The organism is Streptomyces sp. NPDC048277, assembly GCF_040652235.1.
Taxonomy (GTDB): Bacteria; Actinomycetota; Actinomycetes; order Streptomycetales; family Streptomycetaceae; genus Streptomyces.
In genome coordinates this window covers 20,015-37,757 of record NZ_JBEZLQ010000026.1, presented here as the reverse complement: position 1 = coordinate 37,757, position 17,743 = coordinate 20,015, and the positions used below count along the sequence as shown (strand labels likewise).

Here is a 17,743-nt window from a genome sequence, read left to right as displayed (position 1 = left end):
GTCAACTCTTGGACAGCCCACCTCGGCAAGCGCGGGTTCAGGAAACGCCCTTGCGCAACGACGCGATGAGGCGGTCAAGGTCCCCGCGTGCCGTGTACGTACGGATCGGGTCGATGTAGTCGCGTGACTCGATGATCTGACCGTCCCGCACACGCATGACGAAGACGCAGGGCACCTTGGCCACGGATCCGTCCGGCAACGTGAACTCGTAAGCGAACTCGGCGACGATCACTTCAGGATCGGCGGTCTCGTGGACGACGACATCGACGACAGTCCTCTTCGGCAAGGACTCCCGAACTTCCGGCGGCACCGTGAAGTGCTCCCGGAGCGCCCGCCGACTCGTCAACGGCTCGGACTCCGGCGTCGCCATCGGATGCCGGACATCGGTGACCTCGCCATACAGGTCAGGCAACCCGCTTGAGTTCCCGTCGGCGACACCATGAACAAGCCGGAGAAACACCTCGCGCGGACTCAGACTCACAAGACCCCCAAGTAATACGCACAGGCAGCTAACGATCATTATCGCCTGATGCGGGCCCGTACTGCGGACCGTCTCGACCAACAGCACCCCACACGTCCGACCCCACCCGTGGCGCTGGACGCGGACATGCGGTCTTCACCTGAGAAGTGCTCCTTCGACACCAACGGCCAGGACCCTCCACGGGTCTCATCGTTGCAGGTCAGGAGCACTACCCGCGTCTGTGAGCAAGCGGTAGACGCCACCACTCGTGAAAGCCCGAGGCTAGTGGTGGCGCCAGGTCGGGGCCGAGCCGTTCGGCCGGCGCCGCCGGGACGCCGAACTGTCGGGCGGAATCCGGCAGGTCCACGACGAGTGCGGTGGGATCTACGGCTCACCCCGCGTGCACGCCGTCCTCAAGCGTGAGGGTGTCCAGGTCTCTGCTCTGGTGCAAGGCGACTTCGCCGCGAACGGGCCGAACCGGCAGTTGGTCAGCGACCTGACTGTGACCCCTGGTGGGGAGGGGCTGCTGTGGCTGTCCGTGATCCGCGATGCGTTCGGTACATGTCCGTGAAGCTCACAACGCGCCTGGCCAGGGCCGGTATTCAGGCGTCCATGGGCTCGGTCGGCGACTCGTTCGACAGCGTCTGGTGGAGAACCTGTGGATGGTCATCCAGGCCGAGTGCATCCGCAGCCACGTCTTCGCCATCAGGGCCGAAGCGGACCTCGCGCTTGCGGCGTCGGTCGGGGCCGCCCTGGTGTAGCCGCTGAACGCCGCCCTCGGCACTTCCCGGCGTGCCTGCGTGGCGGATCGGCGTTTCGGCTACAGCTACGGCCGCACGGTGGTAGCGTCACTCATTAGTGAACAAGTTTGTCTCTTAAGGGACTCGAACTCCGGAGCACACGCATGTCCTTCTCTCCCGGCGGTCCGGCCGACACCACCTACACGTCCTACGGCGAGCAGGCTCCCCAGCAGCCAAAGAGCCCGACCAACTCGCCGTTGATGATCCGCCTCGTCTACATCGCCATGGGTCTCATCCTCGGCGGCGTGTGGATCGCCAGCAGCGGCGAGTCCCTCATCTCTCACATCTGGCACGACCTCGCCATCCTCATCGTCATGCTCGTCGTCGTCCGCAGCCGCCTGGGCAAGCGGGCGGCCAGGCCCGGTGCCACTCCGATGCCGGAGGTCTCGTACAGCTGGATCATCGGTGCCAAGCTCGGGCTCCTCGTCGTCGCGGCCGGCGTGCAGTGGATCCTCCAGCAGGCAGGCAACGCGCACCCGGACATCATCGTCGCCGTCGGCCTCTTCGCTGTCCTTGCTGTCGCCGGTCCCGCCGCGCACCACCTGTTCATACGCGCTCCGAAGCACGTCTGACCCGTTAACGGGCTTCGTCCCGCGCTCGGTTCAGCCTGCGAGCGCGGCACGCGTGCGACATAGCTGCCTGGCTTCGTGAGCGAACGGTCGATTCTCTCGACGCCCCAGACCAGGGCACGAGATCGAAGCCCCACATTTCAAAGGCGTCTCGGTCCAGGCCTGGTCCTTCGCCTCGATCAGGAAGATCTCGTCATGCCGAAAATCACCCTGGCCAACGTCCGTGTATGTGACGGCGCCGCCATCGGCCCCCGCAGTGCCATCACCATCGACGACGGACTCATCACCGATGACCCGTCAAGGGCGCAGACATTCGATGCTCAGGGAGCCACGCTCATACCTGGCCTGATCGACGCCCACGTGCACGTCAATACCCCGGCCGAACAAGCGCAGTTGCGCTCTCATGGCATCACGACCGGCCTGGTGATGGCCTCCTGGCCGCCAGCGGTCGTCGACGGCCTGCGCAACCTTCCTGGTGCCACCGATCTTCGTACGGCCGGCCTCCCCGCCGTCGGCCCCGGCGGTGGCCACGCGAAAATCCCAGGATTTCCCGCGGAAGGCATAATCTCCGAACCCGAAGAAGCGCGGAAGTTCGTAGCTGAGCGCGTGGCAGAGGGGGTGGATTACATCAAGGTCGTCACAGAACGCCCCGGCACTGGAAATATCGAACAGCCCACGCTCGACGCCCTGGTCGCGGCCGCTCATCAGCACGGCAAACGCGTCGTCGCCCATGCCGTTGCGGCCGAAGCCTACGAAATGGCCGTCGAAGCCGGCGTCGATGTGCTGACCCACGTTCCGCTCGACCGGCCACTCAGCCCCGAGACGGTGGCACGCATGGCACGCGGGAATCACATCGTCGTCCCCACGCTGATCATGATGAAGAGAGTCTGCGAGAACGCGAACGGGGCGGGCGGCGACTACGGGGCGGCGCGCGCCAGCGTCAGCGCAATGCATGCGGCGGGCATACCCGTCCTGGCAGGCACCGATGCGAACGTAGGGCCCGGACCAGCTGTCATCCCGCACGGATCCAGCCTTCACGACGAACTCGAACTCCTCGTTGAGGCAGGGTTGACGCCCCTGGCTGCGCTGCGGGCGGCGACCAGCGTGCCGGCCCGGTGCTTCGACCTGAACGACCGCGGCGCGATCAGGCCCGGCATGCGTGCTGACCTTGTACTGATCGACGGCGACCCACGAGACGACATCCGCGCCGTTCGGAGGATCGTGAGTGTGTGGTGTGCCGGTGACAAACACCATGTAGCCGTCTGAGAACCCATTGACAGGTGGGCATTCCAGGTCTCCGTGAATTATCACGCACAGCACTCTTGTATTTGATTTGAGCGCCATGGGCGGAGGGGGCAGGGTGACCATGAAAACCAAGGAACTGGGGCGCAGTGGCGTCTTGACGAGCCAGTTCATATTCGGGGCCGGCGCTATCGGTGGAGTGGGCAGTTCGGCGAAGACTCTCGGGCGTGGAATCAGTGCAGAGCAAGGAATGCGTCGCCTTGATGAAGCGGAGCAACTCGGGATTCGGGTCGTTGACACGGCTGACAGTTATGGCGCGGGGGAAAGTGAAAGGGTGGTCGGGGATTGGCTGGCTGGGCGGGCTGGAAGCGGCATGCTCGTGGCCACCAAGGTAGGAAACTCGCCGCAAGGGGCAAATCTTTCACGCCCTCACATCGAGCGCCAACTGGCCCAAAGCGTCAAGCGTCTTGGGCGTGTCGACCTGTACCTGTCGCACTCGCCGGATCCGGCTACGCCGGTCACCGAGACCCTGGAAGCCTTCACGGCCGCACGCGAGAATGGCACCATCAGGGCCTTTGGCGTCAGCAATGTGGGTGTCCGCCTACTCGAAGAGCTGCTTTCAGTGGCAGCCTCAGAAGGTCTCGACCGTCCTGAATGGGTGCAGAACGGCTTCAGCCTCCTGGACCGTGGAGTGGAGCGAGACCTTCTCCCGCTCATTGCTCAGGAAGGGCTCGGTTTCACTCCTTTCTCCCCGCTGGCGGGAGGTGTGCTCTCCGAACGTTATCTGGATGGCAGGGCCGCGGCTCCAGGAAGTCGTATCGCGGTAGCCGGTGACCTGTACTACCCGAACATCTACACGCCTGAAAATCTGAAGTGCGTTGACGCACTTCGCATGCGCGCACGCGAACGTGACATCAGTGTGTCGGCGATGGCATTGGCTTGGCTTATTGCCCACCCGGCGGTCACGGCGCCAATTGTCTCTCCGAGCAGGCCCAATCACTGGAGGGCGGTTCGGGAGGCGCTGGCTGCGGAGATCGGCGAAGCGGAACGAGACGAAATATCCGAGATCTTCCTGATTCATCGGTGAGGGCCCAGCACCCACCGAAGCATGCCGACAGGTACCAGGCCAACCATGACGCCTATCGGCCCCGCCCGGCACTCGTTCCACCGGCAGGACCACGAGGTGCCGTCCAGGTTGGAGCGAGAACGCCTCCTCACCCTTGCGAACACTCAACTACCCAAACATGAGCTGCTGTTCGCAGCGGCACTCGACAAGGCCGGGCCCGTGGACACCGAACTCGCCCGTGGCAGGACGGTCGCCACGAGTCTCAGTCGCCCCTGCCTTCGAGGCGCTGATAGCGCCCGACCGCGGTGCAGAAGGCAGTCGACTGCTTCCACGCGAAGATCCGTCAGTCGGCCGAACGAGCCGTCGCGTCGTCCTCACAAGTTCCCGGTAGGAGCGGGGCGTCGCGGTGATGCCCCGGATCCAGAGGGCGGGCGTGTCGGGCCGGCCGCGCTTGTGGGAAGGCGCTCCTGCCCGGGTTCGCCGTGTATGCGGGCTCGACGTCGGTGACACTCTCGCGGCGCCAGGACCCGATCCGCTCGATGACCCATGCTGGAGTCGCGTTCGGACTCCGGTGCGGGCTCGACGGCCGGTCTTGCGAGCCCGTATCACCGTGTAGCCGCCGGCGATTGACCCACTTGCCGGCGCATGCGCGGGAGATGCCCATCTCAGCGGCGACGTGGGCGATGGGACGTGTCTGGCACCGCCTCACGAGCCGCCTACGGCCCTGGGCGCTCAGGGGCGTATTCGCGTGGGGCACTCGTCGTCCTCCCGACGTCAGACGACGGCAGGCGCGACACCTATCGTGTGCGCCTGCCGCGTTGTGGCTTTTCAGTCCCGCGGTGCGACGCGGATACGGTTCCCGTCAGGATCGGCTGCGAGGAAGGTCAGCCCGAACCCCGCATCATGCGGCTCGCGCAGGATCGTGACGCCCTTGGACTGCCACTGCTCGAAGATCGCATTGAGCTCGTCGGGCCCACCGTTGATGGCCAGACACACCTCACCGGTACGTGGGACGTCCGCTGACAGATTCTCGAACTGGCCGGACCACAGACCGAGGTCAGCGCCTGGCCCGAGGTCGAAGGTGATGTATCCCGGCGTCTCGAACGACGGCCTCATGTCGAGGAGGTCGCCGTAGAAACGCGCTGCGGCGGGAGCGTCGTTCACGTAGACGATGGACACGACGGATGTGGTCATGGTTGGTCCTTCTCAGAGGTCGCAGGTACGCATCCACCAGCCTGATCGGGATATGCGCCGTATCCTGTCGTAATTCCTGAAAAACTTGGTGTGTGACCCCAGACCGTTTCTTCTCCCTGATGCTGCTCCTCGCATCAAGGAATGCCGTGACCACACAGGAACTTGCCTCGGCGCTCGGGGTGTCCCTTCGAACCATCACCCGGGACCTGAACTGGCTCCGCGACGCCGGTCTGCCGGTGACCGCGCAACGGGGCCGCCTCGGAGGCGTGACCATGCTGCCCGGGTCCGGGCCCGACCTCACGCGACTCACACCGGGCGAGCGTGATCATCTGTCGCTCACCGGGCTGGACGAGAAGCAACGCGCGGAGCTCGACGCATCGGTCGAAAGCCGGCGCGCGCTCTCCAAGATCGCCGCTACACAGTCACGTCAGGTTCATGAGCTCCTGCCGCTCACCGACGTAGTGCACGTGGACAGTCGTCCCTGGCTCCAGGCCCGTGCTTCCGGCACGACTCCGGCTTCGCTGATCGGCGCAGTGCGGCGCGGTCGCCGGCTACGGATCGAGTACGACAGCCCACGCGAGTCATGCCCACGCGACCTGGTCGTGGATCCCTACGGGCTGTTCGCCAAGGCCGGCATCTGGTACCTCGTCGCCGACTGTGCCCGACTGCCACGGATGTACCGACTCGAACGGATCACGGCGTGGAAGGAAGTCGACCAGCCACGACGGATCCGCGAGAACCAGACCCTGGCCACCGCCGCTGCAGCGCTCGTTGAGCAGTGGGAAGACAGCCATGCGATAGAGGTCAGCGCCACCATCGACCAGACCCAGATCGAGCGAGCGCGACGGATCCTTGGCCGACGACTCGTCCAGGACGACCATGAGGAATCCGCCACCGGCCACAAGGTGACGATCCGCTTCCTGCATCTGGAGGACGTGCGAGCACTACTGCCGTTCGGGAGCGCCATCACTGTGCACGGCCCCACCGAAGCCAGGGCTCACCTCCGTGACCTCGCCACCAACCTTGCCCACCACTATGCGCCGTCACCAACGTCCTGATCCGCAACAGCCAAACGACGACGTGGTCGTCCGGGCCACCGAGTCGGAGTTCGGGCCCGGGTGACGGGGCGACTGCTTGCCGGCCGCGCGGCGGCCAAGAAGCCGGCCTGCCGCACGCAGGAGGGCGGCGTCGTGTGCCTTGCTCAGGACGACGGCGACTTTCAGGCCGAGGTGGCGGCTGCGGTCGGCCCCTCAGGTTGCCCTGCCCCGCGGGCCAATCCGGTCGTCCGGGAGGGATCGCCTCCGGCTTCCGGCCGGGCGCGGGTGCTTTGCCGTTTCAGGCGGCTGGGTCGTCGGCGGTGCCGGGGCGGGTGAGGGTTCCGTTCAGCCAGGCGCTGGCGGGTTCTGCGCGGGAGCGGGTGCCGGTGCGCTGGAACAGTCGGGTCAGGCGCTGTTCCACGGTCTTGTGGCTGCAGGCGAGTTCCGTGGCGATCTGCCGGTTGGTCGCACCGTCGCTGACCATCCGTACCAGGGTGATGTCGAGTTCGGTCAGTTCCTCGGTGGTCTGACGGAGTCTCGGAACCGGGATGTCGCGCTGCTTGGCGGCGCGGGCCACGGCGACGCGGAAGGGCTGTCCGAGACCGAGGCTGCGTGCGCTCTGCATGGCTTCGGTCAGCCAGGGGCGGGGGTCGTCCGCGGTGTGGGTCAGGCACAGGCTGCTGATGATGCTCAGGTGAAGGTCGCCTCGGCGTTCGACCAGCCGGTGGGCGGTCAGCGCGCTGTCCGCGTCGCGGTGTGCGATGCCCCGCCCGAGGAGGAGGGCCTCCTGGGTCAGGGGTGTGGCCGCCTCCTCGTGCAGGGTCTCCAGTTCTTCCAGAGCCTGCCGGACCAGCTGCGGTCGGTCGTCCTGGTGGGCGGCGAGCGACAGGACGCGCAGCAGTAGCCGTTCGACACCGGCGAGTTGGCCGTTCTTGCGTGCCTGCCGCACGTCGTCCCAGGCCCTTTCCAGCGCCTCCTCGGTGTGGCCCGTCCAGTAGCGCAGGGCCAGGCGGGCGCGCGCCGCCAGGGGATGGGTGAGGGTGTCGGGGACCAGGTCGAGCCAGGCGCGGGCGGAGGCGGTGTCCCCGCGGGTGCAGTGGATCTCCGCGGCCAGTGCCCGGCAACTGGGCCCTGGCCGAGGCGCTTCCCACCTGGAACACCGGCACCTCCCCGGTCGTGATCGCCGACCTCGACATCGCGATGGGCTGCGATTCGACCGCGGCCACGTGCGCGACCGCGTACGACGGGCTGCACCCCGACCCGCTGGGCGAGTACCGCCTCGCCGGCGCGTTCAGCTCCGTGCTGCACGAGAGGCTCGGGGTCGGCTCGGCCGCGCTCACGGTGCCGGCCGGTGTGCCCGATCGGTCATCGGCCACCCCGACCGACCTGAAGTTCGACGGCACGCAGCAGGGTGTGACCGTGACCTGGCCCAAGGTCTTCGGCGCGCACGGCTACGACGTCCAGTGGCGCGAAGTCACCGACGGCGGCACGTCCGACTGGACGGACAGCAGTCCCGGTGCCGAGGCCAACCGGTGGGACCTGGGCCGGCAGTTCACCAACCAGCCGTACGACGGCCACCGCTACGAGGTGCGGGTGCGTGCGGCCGCCGGGGACCTGAAGTCGCCGTGGTCGGACCCGGTCAGCGGCATCGCCCACCCCACTGGTGCACTCCCGCATCATCGGCTACCCGGCCTCGGCACGCACCGCCCATGTCGACGGGCTCACCCCGGGCCACCACTACCGGGTGTTCATGGACACCTGGAACGCGGCCGGCGAGGGCAAACCACGCATCGCCGCCACCGTCGTACCGAACTGACCGCCATGACCCGCAAGGTGCCGACACCAGGGTGACCGCGGTTGCCGCAGCCCCTGGAGGAGGAGTTCGATCAAGCGGCAGGGGCCGTACTTCTCCACGGGGAGCGGCCGTCGGCGCGGTGCCGACCGGGATCGCTCCCGGCCGGCACCGCGCGCGTTCACCAGGTCACGGGAAGCTCGCTGACGCCGCCGGTGAGGGTGGTGCGGATCTTGAGTTCGTCGATGTTCTTGGCGAGGCGGAGACCGGGCAGGCGCTCGGCCAGGGTGGCGAACACGATGCGCAGTTCCGTGCGGGCCAGGCTCGCCCCGATGCAGAAGTGCGGGCCGTGGCCGAATCCGAGATGGTTGCGTTCCGGACGGTCGGGGTCGAAGGTCTCGGCGTCGGTGTAGACGGCCGCGTCGCGGTTGGCCGAGTTGATCGAGATGATCACGGCGTCGCCGCGCCGGACGGTGACTCCGGCGATGTCGACGTCGGTGTGGGCGTAGCGCAGCAGACCGAGGTCGCCGGGCGCGCCCAGGCGCAGGATCTCCTCGACGGTGGCGTTGACCCGGCCGGCCGGGTCGGCGGTCAGCGCCTGCCACTGCTCGGGCCGGGTGAGCAGGAAGAGCGTGCCCAGGCCGATACGGTTGACGGTGGTCTCGTGCCCCGCGAACAGCAGTCCGACGCAGAGCCGGATCATCTCGGCGTAGTCGAAGTCCTGGTCGGCGTCCTGGGCGCGTACGAGGTCGGAGATGACGTCCTCGCCGGGCCGGGCGCGCTTGGCCTCGGCGAGGCCGGTCATGTAGTCGTTGAACTCGTCCCGTGCCCGGTGGGCCGCCTCGTCGCCGATGGCGTGGTTCGCCATCCGCTCCGACAGCGAGGCGAAGTACTCGCGGTCGCTCTCGGGCGCTCCGAGCAGTCGGCAGATGACCGCGACCGGCACCGGGAAGGCCAGCCCGGCATGCAGGTCGACCACCCCGTCGGGCGCGGCGGCCCGCTCGGCGGCCAGCCGGTCGATACAGCCGTCCACGAGATGGCGTACGTGATCGGAGAGCATCATCATGCGCCGGGCCGAGAAGGCCGGGGTCAGCAGTCGGCGCATCCGCGTATGGTCGGCCTCCTCCGTGGCGTAGTCGCCGGAGGGGCCCTCCTGGACCGCGGCGGTCGTGATGCGGGACGCCCGTTCCGGCTCGGGGTGGGAGCGGCCGAACCGCTTGTCGCCGAGGAGGTCGCGCACCTCCTCGAAACGGGTGACCAGCCAGGCGGGATCCCCGGCCGGTGTGGTGACTGGCGTGATCGGCGCCTCCCGGCGCAGCACCTCGTACAGAGGTGCGAGATCGAGCACGTTCGGCCGTGCGAAAGGTAGTTGTGAAGGCTCGGCTGCGACGCTCATGGTCCTCCTCCTGGACCTCGGAACGCGATCTTCCGGCATTTCGACCGTAGCACTTTATTGTCAGTGACTGCCAATAATGATTTCGGCCAGTCCATCCGTGGCGCGGGCGTGCTTGGATCGCCCGATGGAGGACTTGACGGTGGACAGCGGCCCGATAACGCCGCGCCGCGGGCGGCCGCCGGTGAGCGACCGGCAACGGGAGCGGCAGCGCCTCGACATCTCCCGCCACGCGGTCCGGCTCTTCGCCGAGCAGGGCGTGGCCGCCACCTCCGGCGAGCAGATCGCGCGGGCGGCCGGAGTCTCGGAACGTACGCTGTGGCGCTACTTCCCCAGCAAGGAGAGCTGCGTGGAGCCGCTGCTCACCAAGTCGGTCGGTGCCTTCCAGACGGTCCTGTACGCCTGGCCGCCCGAGGCCGACCTGACGGAGCACCTGCGCGCCGCCTATCGACCCGCACTCGACTCGCCGTCCGACGGGGACGCCGAGGCGGTTCTCGCCGTGGTCCGGATGACGCACGACGAACCCGGGCTGCGAGCCGTCTATCTGGTGCTCCGGGAGCGCGCGGAGGAGACGTTCACCGAGGTGCTCGCCGAACACGCGGGCAGGCCCGCCGACGCGCTCGACGTGCGGATGCGGGCCGCCGCCATGAGCGCCGTGCTCAAGGTGGCGACCGACGACTTCGCCCAGGCCGTGGCCGAGCGGGGCATCACCCCCGAGGCGCTGCGTCGGCACCGCGAACAGCTCGCCGAGGCGCTGAGTCTCCTCACCCGGACGTCGTAGGGCCGAACGTCGCGCCCAGAAAGTCTTGTTGGCCTCGTTGACATGCCGCAAGCACAGGCGTTTCACTCAACACTCGTGCATGGCAACGTTGTCAGGCCGTTAGGGCGACCAGAACCGTTGCCTGTCGCCGGCATTCCGGTGTTTTTCGGCGCGCCGACACCTGATGTGCGAAGCACGAGTTGCTGCGGAGGCAACCGATGGTGAGACCCCGACGTTCAGCCGCACCACCCGACCGCGCGAGATTCCGTCAACGCCTGGCCGTGATCTGCGTCCTGGGCATGGCAGTCCTTCCGCTTCCGGCGATCGGAAGCGCCGACGCCGCGAGCACCGCGACGCCGGCCCTGGTGAAGGATCCCGCGTCCCTCGTCAACCCCCTGATCGGCACCTCCGGTGCGGTGGACACCTTCCCCGGACCCGACATGCCGGCCGGCATGGTGCAGTGGGGCCCGGACACGACGCCCAACCGCCCCGACGGCGGCGGCTACGAGTACGCCGACAAGAAGATCTCCGGCTTCAGCCTCACCCATGTGTCCGGACCCGGCTGCCCGGTCGCGGGCGACCTGCCCGTCCTGCCGGTGACCGGCGCGCTGTCGGGCGACCTCGGCAGCACCTCCGTCGGCTTCAGCCACGCCGACGAGCAGGCCGCCATCGGGTCCTACAAGGTCACCGACGCGTCCGGGGTCAGGACCGAACTGACCGACACCACCCGCGCCGGGCTGGGCAGCTTCACCTTCCCCGCGGGTCAGCAGGCGAACCTGCTGTTCAAGCTCAGCGGGGGCGCCACCCAGGTGGACGGAACCCGCGTCCAGGTGGTGAACAGCAAGGAGATCAGCGGCGCGATCGACAGCGGTCACTTCTGCGGCGCGGGCAACAGGTACACGCTGCACTTCGACATCAAGTTCGACCGGCCGTTCACGGCGAGCGGCACCTGGGTCGGCAGCACCATCACCCCCGACGCGACCTCGCTGGAGGCGGGAAAGGTCCGGCAGACCCCGCAGCCGTCCAGCACGGCGCGGCTGAAGGAGAAGCACTTCACCGTCCCGGTGAGACCGGCCCCGACGATCCACGGGAGCGGTGCCAAGGCCTCGGCCCACAGCTCCGTGCAGGGCGGCGCCACGGCCGAGGCCGCCCAGCCGCCCACGACCGGTGCTAACGGCATGTACCTGACCTTCGACACCTCCTCGAACCCCACGGTGACGGCGAAGGTCGGTGTCTCGTACACGAGTGACGCCAACGCGGCGGCCAACCTCCGCACCGAGATCGGGAACTGGAACGTCGGCGCGGTCGAGCGGGCCAACCACGACGCCTGGAACGCGGTGCTGAAGAACATCCGGGTGGGTGGCGGTTCCGCCGACCAGCAGACGCAGTTCTACACCGCGCTCTACCACGCCCTGCTGCACCCGAACGTCTTCTCGGACGACAACGGCCAGTACATGGGCATGGACAACCAGATCCACAAGCTGGCCAAGGGACAGCACGCCCAGTACGCCAACTACTCCGGCTGGGACACCTACCGCTCCCAGACCCAGCTGATGGCGATGGTCGAGCCCAAGGTCGCGAGCGACGTCGTCACCTCGATGCTCAACGGCTACGACCAGACGGGCCTGCTGCCCAAGTGGGCCTCGAACAACGGCGAGAGCTATGTGATGGTCGGCGACCCGGCCGCCGGCATCATCACCGACGCGTACGCCTTCGGCGCGAAGGGCTTCGACACGGCCAAGGCGCTTGCCGCCCTCCAGCACGAGGCCACCGTCCCGAACAACGACCGCCCCGGCGAGTCGGTGCGGGACGCCAAGGGCTACCTCCCGCTCGACGAGAACGACTACAACTGCTGCAACTTCTACGGCCCGGTCTCCACCCAACTGGAGTACGACTCCGCCGACTACGCCCTCGCGGCCTTCGCGAAGTCGCTCGGAAAGGCGTCCGTCTACGAGAAGTTCGCCACCCGTGCCCAGGACTGGATGAACGTCTTCAACCCGCAGACCGGCTATATGCAGGCGAAGAACAAGGACGGCCAGTTCGTGGGCGGTTTCACCCCCGGCACCTCCAACGGCTTCGTGGAGGGCACCTCCGCCCAGTACACCCCCATGGTCCCGTTCAACCTGCAGGAGCTCATCCAGGCACGCGGCGGCGCCAAGGCGTACTCGTCCTACCTGGACAGCCTGCTCGACGACATCACCGACCCCGGCGGCACGAACGCGGACCTGAGCAACGAGCCCAGCGTGGAGATCCCCTGGGAGTACAACTACACGGGTGAGCCCTGGAAGACCCAGGCGGCCGTCCGCGAGGCCCAGCAGGGCCTGTACTTCAACGCTCCGGTCGGCTCCTTCGGCAACGACGACCTGGGCGCCATGAGCTCCTGGTACGTCTGGTCCGAACTCGGCATGTACCCGGAGACCCCGGGCACGGACACGCTGGTGCTCGGCAGCCCGGCGTTCCCGGTGGCCCAGGTGAGCCTCGACGGCGGCAAGGCGGTGCGGATCAACGCGCCGCAGGCCGCGACCGACGCGCCGTACGTGCAGTCGCTGAACGTCAAGGGCAAGGCGTGGAACACCTCCTGGCTGACGTACCGGCAGCTCAAGGGCGCGGGCACGCTCGACTTCACGCTCGGCACCCAGCCGAACACCTCCTGGGCGTCCGGCCCGTCGGCGGTGCCGCCGTCGGACACCACGGGCGGCGGCCGGGTGCTGGCGGCGACCGGTCCCAGCAACGGTCTGGTCCTCCAGCCGGGCACGAGCGGTGACAGCACCCTCGACCTGACCAACCTCGGCGGCGAGCCCGTCACGGTCGACTGGACGGCGACGGCGCCCTCCGGGGTCACCGTGGACACGGCGTCCGGCTCGCTGACCGTGCCCGCCTCGGGCAGCGCCGAGGCGAAGGTCCGGGTGACGGCCGGCGCCGACGAGGGGACGTTCCCGGTCACCTTCGCACTGACCGACCACAGCACCGGTACGGCCCTGTCCGGGGCGGCCCTGCGGGTGGCCGTCGCCAAGCCCGGGGCGCTGTGGCCGTACGCCACCAACGAGGGCATCTACCCCGACGGCACCAGCTATTCGGGCGGCTTCGACGGCGGCGGCTGGGCCTTCTCGCAGAACGCGCTGTCGGCGGCCGGTGTCACGAGCGGCTCCACCCTCACGGTCGACGGCATCTCCTACACCTGGCCCACGGTGGCGTCGGGTCAGCTCGACAACCTGGAGATGGCCGGCCAGACCCTCCCGATGCCGGCCGGCACGTCGGGGGCGTCGCTGGGACTGCTGGGCGCGGCGACCAACGCGTCGAGCAGCGGGGTCTCGGGCACGTTGACCGTCACCTACACCGACGGCACCACCTCCCAGGCGACGGTCGGTTTCTCCGACTGGACACTCGGCGCCGGGTCGAGCCAGCCGCTGCCGGGTGACACGACGGCCGTCACGACGGCCTACCGCAACACCGGGAGCGGGGGCCGGGACAGCGTGAAGACCTATGTCTTCGCCACGAAGGTCCCGCTGGATCCCTCCAAGCAGGTGGCCTCGGTGACGCTGCCGGTGACCGGCTCGACGGGCACCGACCACCTGTTCGCCTACGGCTTCGGCCAGTAAGGGGCACGACGGCACGAACGAGGGGGCCGGTTCCCCGGGCACACGCCCGGGGAACCGGCCCCCTCAGCCGTGTGCTGCGCTCAGCCGAGGGTGAAGTCGTCGGCGTAGACGTCGGACTGGCCGTACCAGCCGTGGACGTAGACGGTGACCGTTCCGCTGCTGCCGGTGGTGAAGCCGACCGTGAGCTGGTTCCAGCTGCTGCTGTTCGACCAGGTGCTCGCCGTGGCGCCGCCGCCGACTCCGATGTACGCGTACGGTCCCTGCACCCAACCGGTGAGCGTGTAGGTGTGGTTGGGGGAGAGGGTGACGGTCTGGTCGCATTCGCCGGTGCTGCTGGAGCTCGGGGCGACCTGCAGGCTGTGGCTGCCGCTGTGGACCGGGGAGGAGACCACCGAACTGCCGCCTGTACAGGTCCAGGGGCTCGAACTGCCCGTCTCGAAGCCCGCGTTGGTCAGCGAGCCCCCGCCGCCCCCGCTGCCACTGGTGGTGACGGTGAGCGTGTAGGTGGCGCTGTGGCTGCCGCTCGCGGCGGTGCCGGTGACGGTGATCGGATAGGTGCCGGCGGCCACGGACGAGCCGACCGTCGCCGTCAGCGTCGAACTGCCGCCGGACGTCACGGACCCGGGGCTGAAGGAGACGCTCACGCCGGAGGGTGCGCCGGAGGCGGAGAGACTGACGGACTCGGCGCTGCCGGAGGCGACGGCGGTGGAGACGGCGGCGGTCGCCGAACCGCCCTGGGCGACCGAGGCGGACCCCGGGGACAGGGACAGGGAGAAGTCGGTGGTGGTGCCTCCGCCGCCGCCCGAGCTGCCCTCGTAGGGCACGAACGCGTCGGTGAACGCGAGACTGTTCTGGCTGATCTCGCTGCACGTGGACAGGGAGTTGGCGCTGCCGCTGCACGGCTGGTCCCGGTTGGCCGACCAGAACGCCAGCCGTCCGACCCCGTTCTGCGCGGCGAAGCCCTCCACCGTCTGGGCGTCCGCGAGGGTGAAGGTGGACCCGTCGTCGTTCTTCCCGATCATCGGGGTGATGCCGAGGTTGGCGTAGGTGTAGCCGGAGTCGACGGACTGCATCTGGGCCAGCGTGGCCCGGGCCGCGGAGAGGGCGGCCTGGCCCATCTCGGTGCCGGTGCCCGCGTAGTAGTCCATGGTCATGATGTTGACCACGTCGATCTTGATGCCCGCGTTCTCGGCGGCCTTGAGGATGTTGACGCCGTCGCCGGTCAGCCCGCTCGTCAGCACCGGCAGGGTCATGGAGAACCGCAGGTTCGGGTTGGACGCCTTGAGGTCCTTCATCGCCTGCATCTGACGGGCCGCTGCCGCGGTGTCCGCGATGGCGGCGCCCTCCACGTCGAAGTCGAGCTGGGTGACGCCGTAGTCATCGATGATGACCTGGTATCCGGCGTCGATGCTGCTCTGCGTGGAGCACGTCCAGGCGAGCGGCTCGCCGCTGGCTCCGCCGGAGGAGATGATCACCGAGGCGCCCTCGGACTTCGCCCTGGCGATCTCCGGGTCGGTGTAGGAGTCGTTGCCGATGGGGAGCGTGTCGCCCCAGATCTGGGTGCAGCCCTCACCGAGCACGAAGGCCGCGGTGTAGGCCTTGAGCCCGTGTCCGGTGACGGCGGTGTCGAGCAGTCCTTCCTGACTGTTCGACATGTCGACGTAGGGAGCCACGGAGTAGACGCTGCCCGCCGCGGCGTTGCCGGCGGGGGCCAGCGCGACGGCGACGCCGGTGGCCGTGAGCGCGAGGGCACACGCGGAAGCCGCAAATCTCGCCAGGTGCATGACATTGGCCCTTTCGGGATGCCCTTCGGGGGCGGAGTGGTGGGGGTGGGCCGGGACGGATTTGGTACATACCAAACCGCCCGCAGGACACTCCGTCAAGAGGACTAGACCAACGGGTTCCGATCGGGCCGGACGGTCGACTCCGCGCGGCCGCACGGCGCTCCGTTACTTTCCGACCAGTCGGTCGGTGTCTCAGGCGGAGGGCTCCGTCACGGTGGACCGGCCGCGCCGGACGACGGCCAGCGACGCCCACGCCATGGCCACCAGCGGGATGATGCCGGAGACGATCACCTGTCCCCGGCTGGAGACCAGGCCGTTCGGGGTGCCCAGCAGATAGCCCAGGCCGATGCAGCTGCGGGACAGCGCCTGGAAGCAGGCCCAGGCGCTGCCGTGCACCTCGGCCGGTACGTGCGCGTGCACCGCGTTGCGCAGGCCGACGTTGCACGCGCCGTTGCTGAAACCTCCCACGAGGAACAGCGGGAACATCGCCGCGGCGACCGGGATCAGGCCGGCGAGGAGCAGGCCGAGGCCGATGCCCGAGACACCGCCGAGGATCAGCGGGGTGTGCCGCTCGGCCCATCCCGCGCGGCCCGCGAGCAGCGCGCCCGGGATGGCCCCCAGCGCCCAGGCCGCCAGGAAGAGGCCGAAGACGGTGTCGTTGCCGTCGGCGACGCCCCGCAGGTAGTAGACGCCCGCGACACTCTCGATGCTGGTGGCCAGCATCGCGGCCGCCAGCGCCGGCATCAGCGTGCCCACGACCGGTGCGTCGCGCAGTGCCCGGTAGCCGTCCGCGAGCCTCGTGGCGGGGCGGCGGCCGATCGCCACGTCCACGCTGCGCGGCACCGCCAGCATCGTGCAGCCCGCGAGCACGAGGAAGGAGAGCGCGTCGGTGGCGAGCAGCACGCCGGTGCCCCACAGGGAGTTCAGGAAACCGGCCAGGGGCGGCCCGGCCAGGCCCGCGGCGGACAGGCTCGCCGTCAGCAGGCTGTTCGCCCGTCCGGTGTGCTTCTCCCCGGCGACGACGGGCAGCATCTTGAACCCGGCGGCCACCGAGCCCACTCCGGCCAGGGCCGACAGCGCGATCAGCGCCACCTTCGCATGGAACCCGCCGACCGCGGTGGCCGCGCCGAGGGACGACGACTGGACGAGCAGCGCCCACAGGCACACCGTGCGAGCGCTGAACCGGTCCACCACGGAGCCGATCAACGGCGCCGCGAGCACGGTGGGGATGAGCTCGGCGAGCATCACCTCGGTCACCCCGAAGTGGATGCCCCGGTCCGCCGCGTGCAGCACCAGCCCCAGGGAGGCCAGGATGTCACCGAGACGGGAGAGGACCGTTCCCGCGAGGAGTACCTGCGCGGCGACCGGCATCGCGGTACCCCGGCGCAGCGCGGCGAACGGCGCTCTCCGCGTCCTTTGCGTGTCCAATCGAGTCCAATCCGTCCGCTTGCCGGGCCCATTCGGCCTGCTCGCGCATCAGATTAGGCCTGCTCGCTGAGTGGGAGAGCGTTCACCGGCCACCGGTACATAGTGCTTCCCGGCCATTGTGTGTCCTGCCGGAACCCGTTACGGGATCCCAATTTCTCGGCCATGAGCAGTACTTCACCGAATGTCCACGCATGTTCCACATCAACTCCCGCTCTGCCCTTCGGGGAAGGTGGGTGCCGCATCTCACCCGGGATGATGTGCATCCGGGGCGTTCCGGGCGTCCTTTCCCGGGTCGGTGATGCGGGGGAAGGTGATGGGCGCCTTGATGTCCGGCTGGGAGTCGTAAAGCGTGTTTTTCGGCCAATCGCTGGAGTTGCGGCGGTCTCGGCCGGTGAACCGCCCCATCTCCGTCCGTCGATCCGGAAAGCGCCTTCCGGGTCCATGGAGTTATCGAGGTCGGCCGGATGAATGTCCGGAAAATGTCGGGACAACGAGCCGCCGCATTCCCCGAGGGGTGGAGAAAAGGGAACGAACCGGCATCTCGGGGAAGGGCATGTCCCCTGGTCGGAAAACCGGGTGCCGGACCCCCGGTCGCCTGCCTACACTCGCCGAGTATCAC

At 68.5% G+C, this 17,743-nt stretch carries 14 protein-coding genes and 1 pseudogene; 8 read left to right on the top strand and 7 right to left on the bottom strand.

Features of this window, described 5'->3' with window-relative positions:
* Positions 1-37: 37 nt before the first annotated feature.
* A complete protein-coding gene (locus AB0D85_RS40200; RefSeq protein ID WP_362331992.1) occupies positions 38-481 on the bottom strand; it encodes a nuclear transport factor 2 family protein in 444 nt (147 codons plus the stop codon).
* Positions 482-800: 319 nt separating this feature from the next.
* Between AB0D85_RS40200 and AB0D85_RS40195 the strand changes: the two genes are divergently transcribed.
* The 4 genes from AB0D85_RS40195 (at position 801) to AB0D85_RS40180 (ending at position 4,158) form a co-directional block, all read left to right on the top strand.
* Entirely contained in the window at positions 801-1,031 is a 231-nt protein-coding gene (locus tag AB0D85_RS40195) for a hypothetical protein (protein ID WP_362332306.1), read from the top strand.
* 333 nt (positions 1,032-1,364) lie between these two features.
* On the top strand, positions 1,365-1,832 hold the full coding sequence (locus tag AB0D85_RS40190; protein WP_362331989.1) for a hypothetical protein: 468 nt from the start codon (positions 1,365-1,367) through the stop codon (positions 1,830-1,832).
* A 192-nt stretch (positions 1,833-2,024) separates the two neighbouring features.
* Positions 2,025-3,095 (top strand): amidohydrolase family protein, encoded by a 1,071-nt coding sequence (locus tag AB0D85_RS40185; RefSeq protein WP_362331986.1) that lies wholly within the window; start codon positions 2,025-2,027, stop codon positions 3,093-3,095.
* A gap of 100 nt (positions 3,096-3,195) precedes the next feature.
* Positions 3,196-4,158, top strand: a complete 963-nt coding sequence (locus AB0D85_RS40180) for an aldo/keto reductase (protein ID WP_362331983.1) — start codon at positions 3,196-3,198, stop codon at positions 4,156-4,158.
* A 490-nt stretch (positions 4,159-4,648) separates the two neighbouring features.
* Here AB0D85_RS40180 and AB0D85_RS40175 read toward each other — a convergent pair.
* Together AB0D85_RS40175 and AB0D85_RS40170 are read right to left on the bottom strand one after the other, a co-directional pair.
* Positions 4,649-4,894 (bottom strand): annotated as a pseudogene (locus AB0D85_RS40175) (leucine zipper domain-containing protein); the annotation flags it as partial.
* Positions 4,895-4,965: 71 nt separating this feature from the next.
* Positions 4,966-5,331 (bottom strand): VOC family protein, encoded by a 366-nt coding sequence (locus AB0D85_RS40170; protein ID WP_362331980.1) that lies wholly within the window; start codon positions 5,329-5,331, stop codon positions 4,966-4,968.
* Positions 5,332-5,423: 92 nt separating this feature from the next.
* Here AB0D85_RS40170 and AB0D85_RS40165 point away from each other — a divergent pair, with 92 nt between their 5' ends.
* Positions 5,424-6,389, top strand: coding sequence for a WYL domain-containing protein (locus AB0D85_RS40165; RefSeq protein WP_362331977.1), 966 nt, complete (start codon positions 5,424-5,426; stop codon positions 6,387-6,389).
* 277 nt (positions 6,390-6,666) lie between these two features.
* Here the strand turns inward: AB0D85_RS40165 and AB0D85_RS40160 are convergent, their stop codons facing one another.
* Positions 6,667-7,317: a helix-turn-helix transcriptional regulator gene (locus AB0D85_RS40160; RefSeq protein WP_362331974.1), complete on the bottom strand. Its 651-nt coding sequence runs from the start codon at positions 7,315-7,317 to the stop codon at positions 6,667-6,669.
* 164 nt (positions 7,318-7,481) lie between these two features.
* Between AB0D85_RS40160 and AB0D85_RS40155 the strand changes: the two genes are divergently transcribed.
* A complete protein-coding gene (locus AB0D85_RS40155; protein ID WP_362331971.1) occupies positions 7,482-8,219 on the top strand; it encodes a hypothetical protein in 738 nt (245 codons plus the stop codon).
* A 122-nt stretch (positions 8,220-8,341) separates the two neighbouring features.
* Here AB0D85_RS40155 and AB0D85_RS40150 read toward each other — a convergent pair whose 3' ends face one another.
* Positions 8,342-9,556, bottom strand: a complete 1,215-nt coding sequence (locus AB0D85_RS40150; protein ID WP_362331968.1) for a cytochrome P450 — start codon at positions 9,554-9,556, stop codon at positions 8,342-8,344.
* Positions 9,557-9,680: 124 nt separating this feature from the next.
* On the opposite strand from AB0D85_RS40150, the gene AB0D85_RS40145 reads away from it, so the two are divergent.
* Both AB0D85_RS40145 and AB0D85_RS40140 read left to right on the top strand, forming a co-directional pair.
* The gene (locus AB0D85_RS40145; protein ID WP_362331965.1) at positions 9,681-10,334 is read left to right on the top strand and encodes a helix-turn-helix domain-containing protein; all 654 of its coding nucleotides are present in this window, start codon (positions 9,681-9,683) and stop codon (positions 10,332-10,334) included.
* A gap of 278 nt (positions 10,335-10,612) precedes the next feature.
* On the top strand, positions 10,613-13,912 hold the full coding sequence (locus AB0D85_RS40140; RefSeq protein WP_362331962.1) for a lectin: 3,300 nt from the start codon (positions 10,613-10,615) through the stop codon (positions 13,910-13,912).
* A gap of 80 nt (positions 13,913-13,992) precedes the next feature.
* Here AB0D85_RS40140 and AB0D85_RS40135 read toward each other — a convergent pair whose 3' ends face one another.
* Both AB0D85_RS40135 and AB0D85_RS40130 read right to left on the bottom strand, forming a co-directional pair.
* The gene (locus AB0D85_RS40135) at positions 13,993-15,696 is read right to left on the bottom strand and encodes a carbohydrate binding domain-containing protein (RefSeq protein ID WP_362331959.1); all 1,704 of its coding nucleotides are present in this window, start codon (positions 15,694-15,696) and stop codon (positions 13,993-13,995) included.
* 192 nt (positions 15,697-15,888) lie between these two features.
* Positions 15,889-17,124, bottom strand: coding sequence for an MFS transporter (locus AB0D85_RS40130; protein ID WP_362331956.1), 1,236 nt, complete (start codon positions 17,122-17,124; stop codon positions 15,889-15,891).
* Between the last annotated feature and the right edge of the window lie 619 nt (positions 17,125-17,743).

Excerpts from the sequence above, each read along its gene's own strand:
- AB0D85_RS40190 (WP_362331989.1), top strand. The coding sequence starts at position 1,365 with ATGTCCTTCTCTCCCGGCGGTCCGGCCGACACCACCTACACGTCCTAC.
- AB0D85_RS40170 (WP_362331980.1), bottom strand. The coding sequence starts at position 5,331 with ATGACCACATCCGTCGTGTCCATCGTCTACGTGAACGACGCTCCCGCC.
- AB0D85_RS40135 (WP_362331959.1), bottom strand. The coding sequence starts at position 15,696 with ATGCACCTGGCGAGATTTGCGGCTTCCGCGTGTGCCCTCGCGCTCACG.
- AB0D85_RS40140 (WP_362331962.1), top strand. The coding sequence starts at position 10,613 with ATGGCAGTCCTTCCGCTTCCGGCGATCGGAAGCGCCGACGCCGCGAGC.
- AB0D85_RS40150 (WP_362331968.1), bottom strand. The coding sequence starts at position 9,556 with ATGAGCGTCGCAGCCGAGCCTTCACAACTACCTTTCGCACGGCCGAAC.
- AB0D85_RS40185 (WP_362331986.1), top strand. The coding sequence starts at position 2,025 with ATGCCGAAAATCACCCTGGCCAACGTCCGTGTATGTGACGGCGCCGCC.
- AB0D85_RS40180 (WP_362331983.1), top strand. The coding sequence starts at position 3,196 with ATGAAAACCAAGGAACTGGGGCGCAGTGGCGTCTTGACGAGCCAGTTC.
- AB0D85_RS40145 (WP_362331965.1), top strand. The coding sequence starts at position 9,681 with ATGGAGGACTTGACGGTGGACAGCGGCCCGATAACGCCGCGCCGCGGG.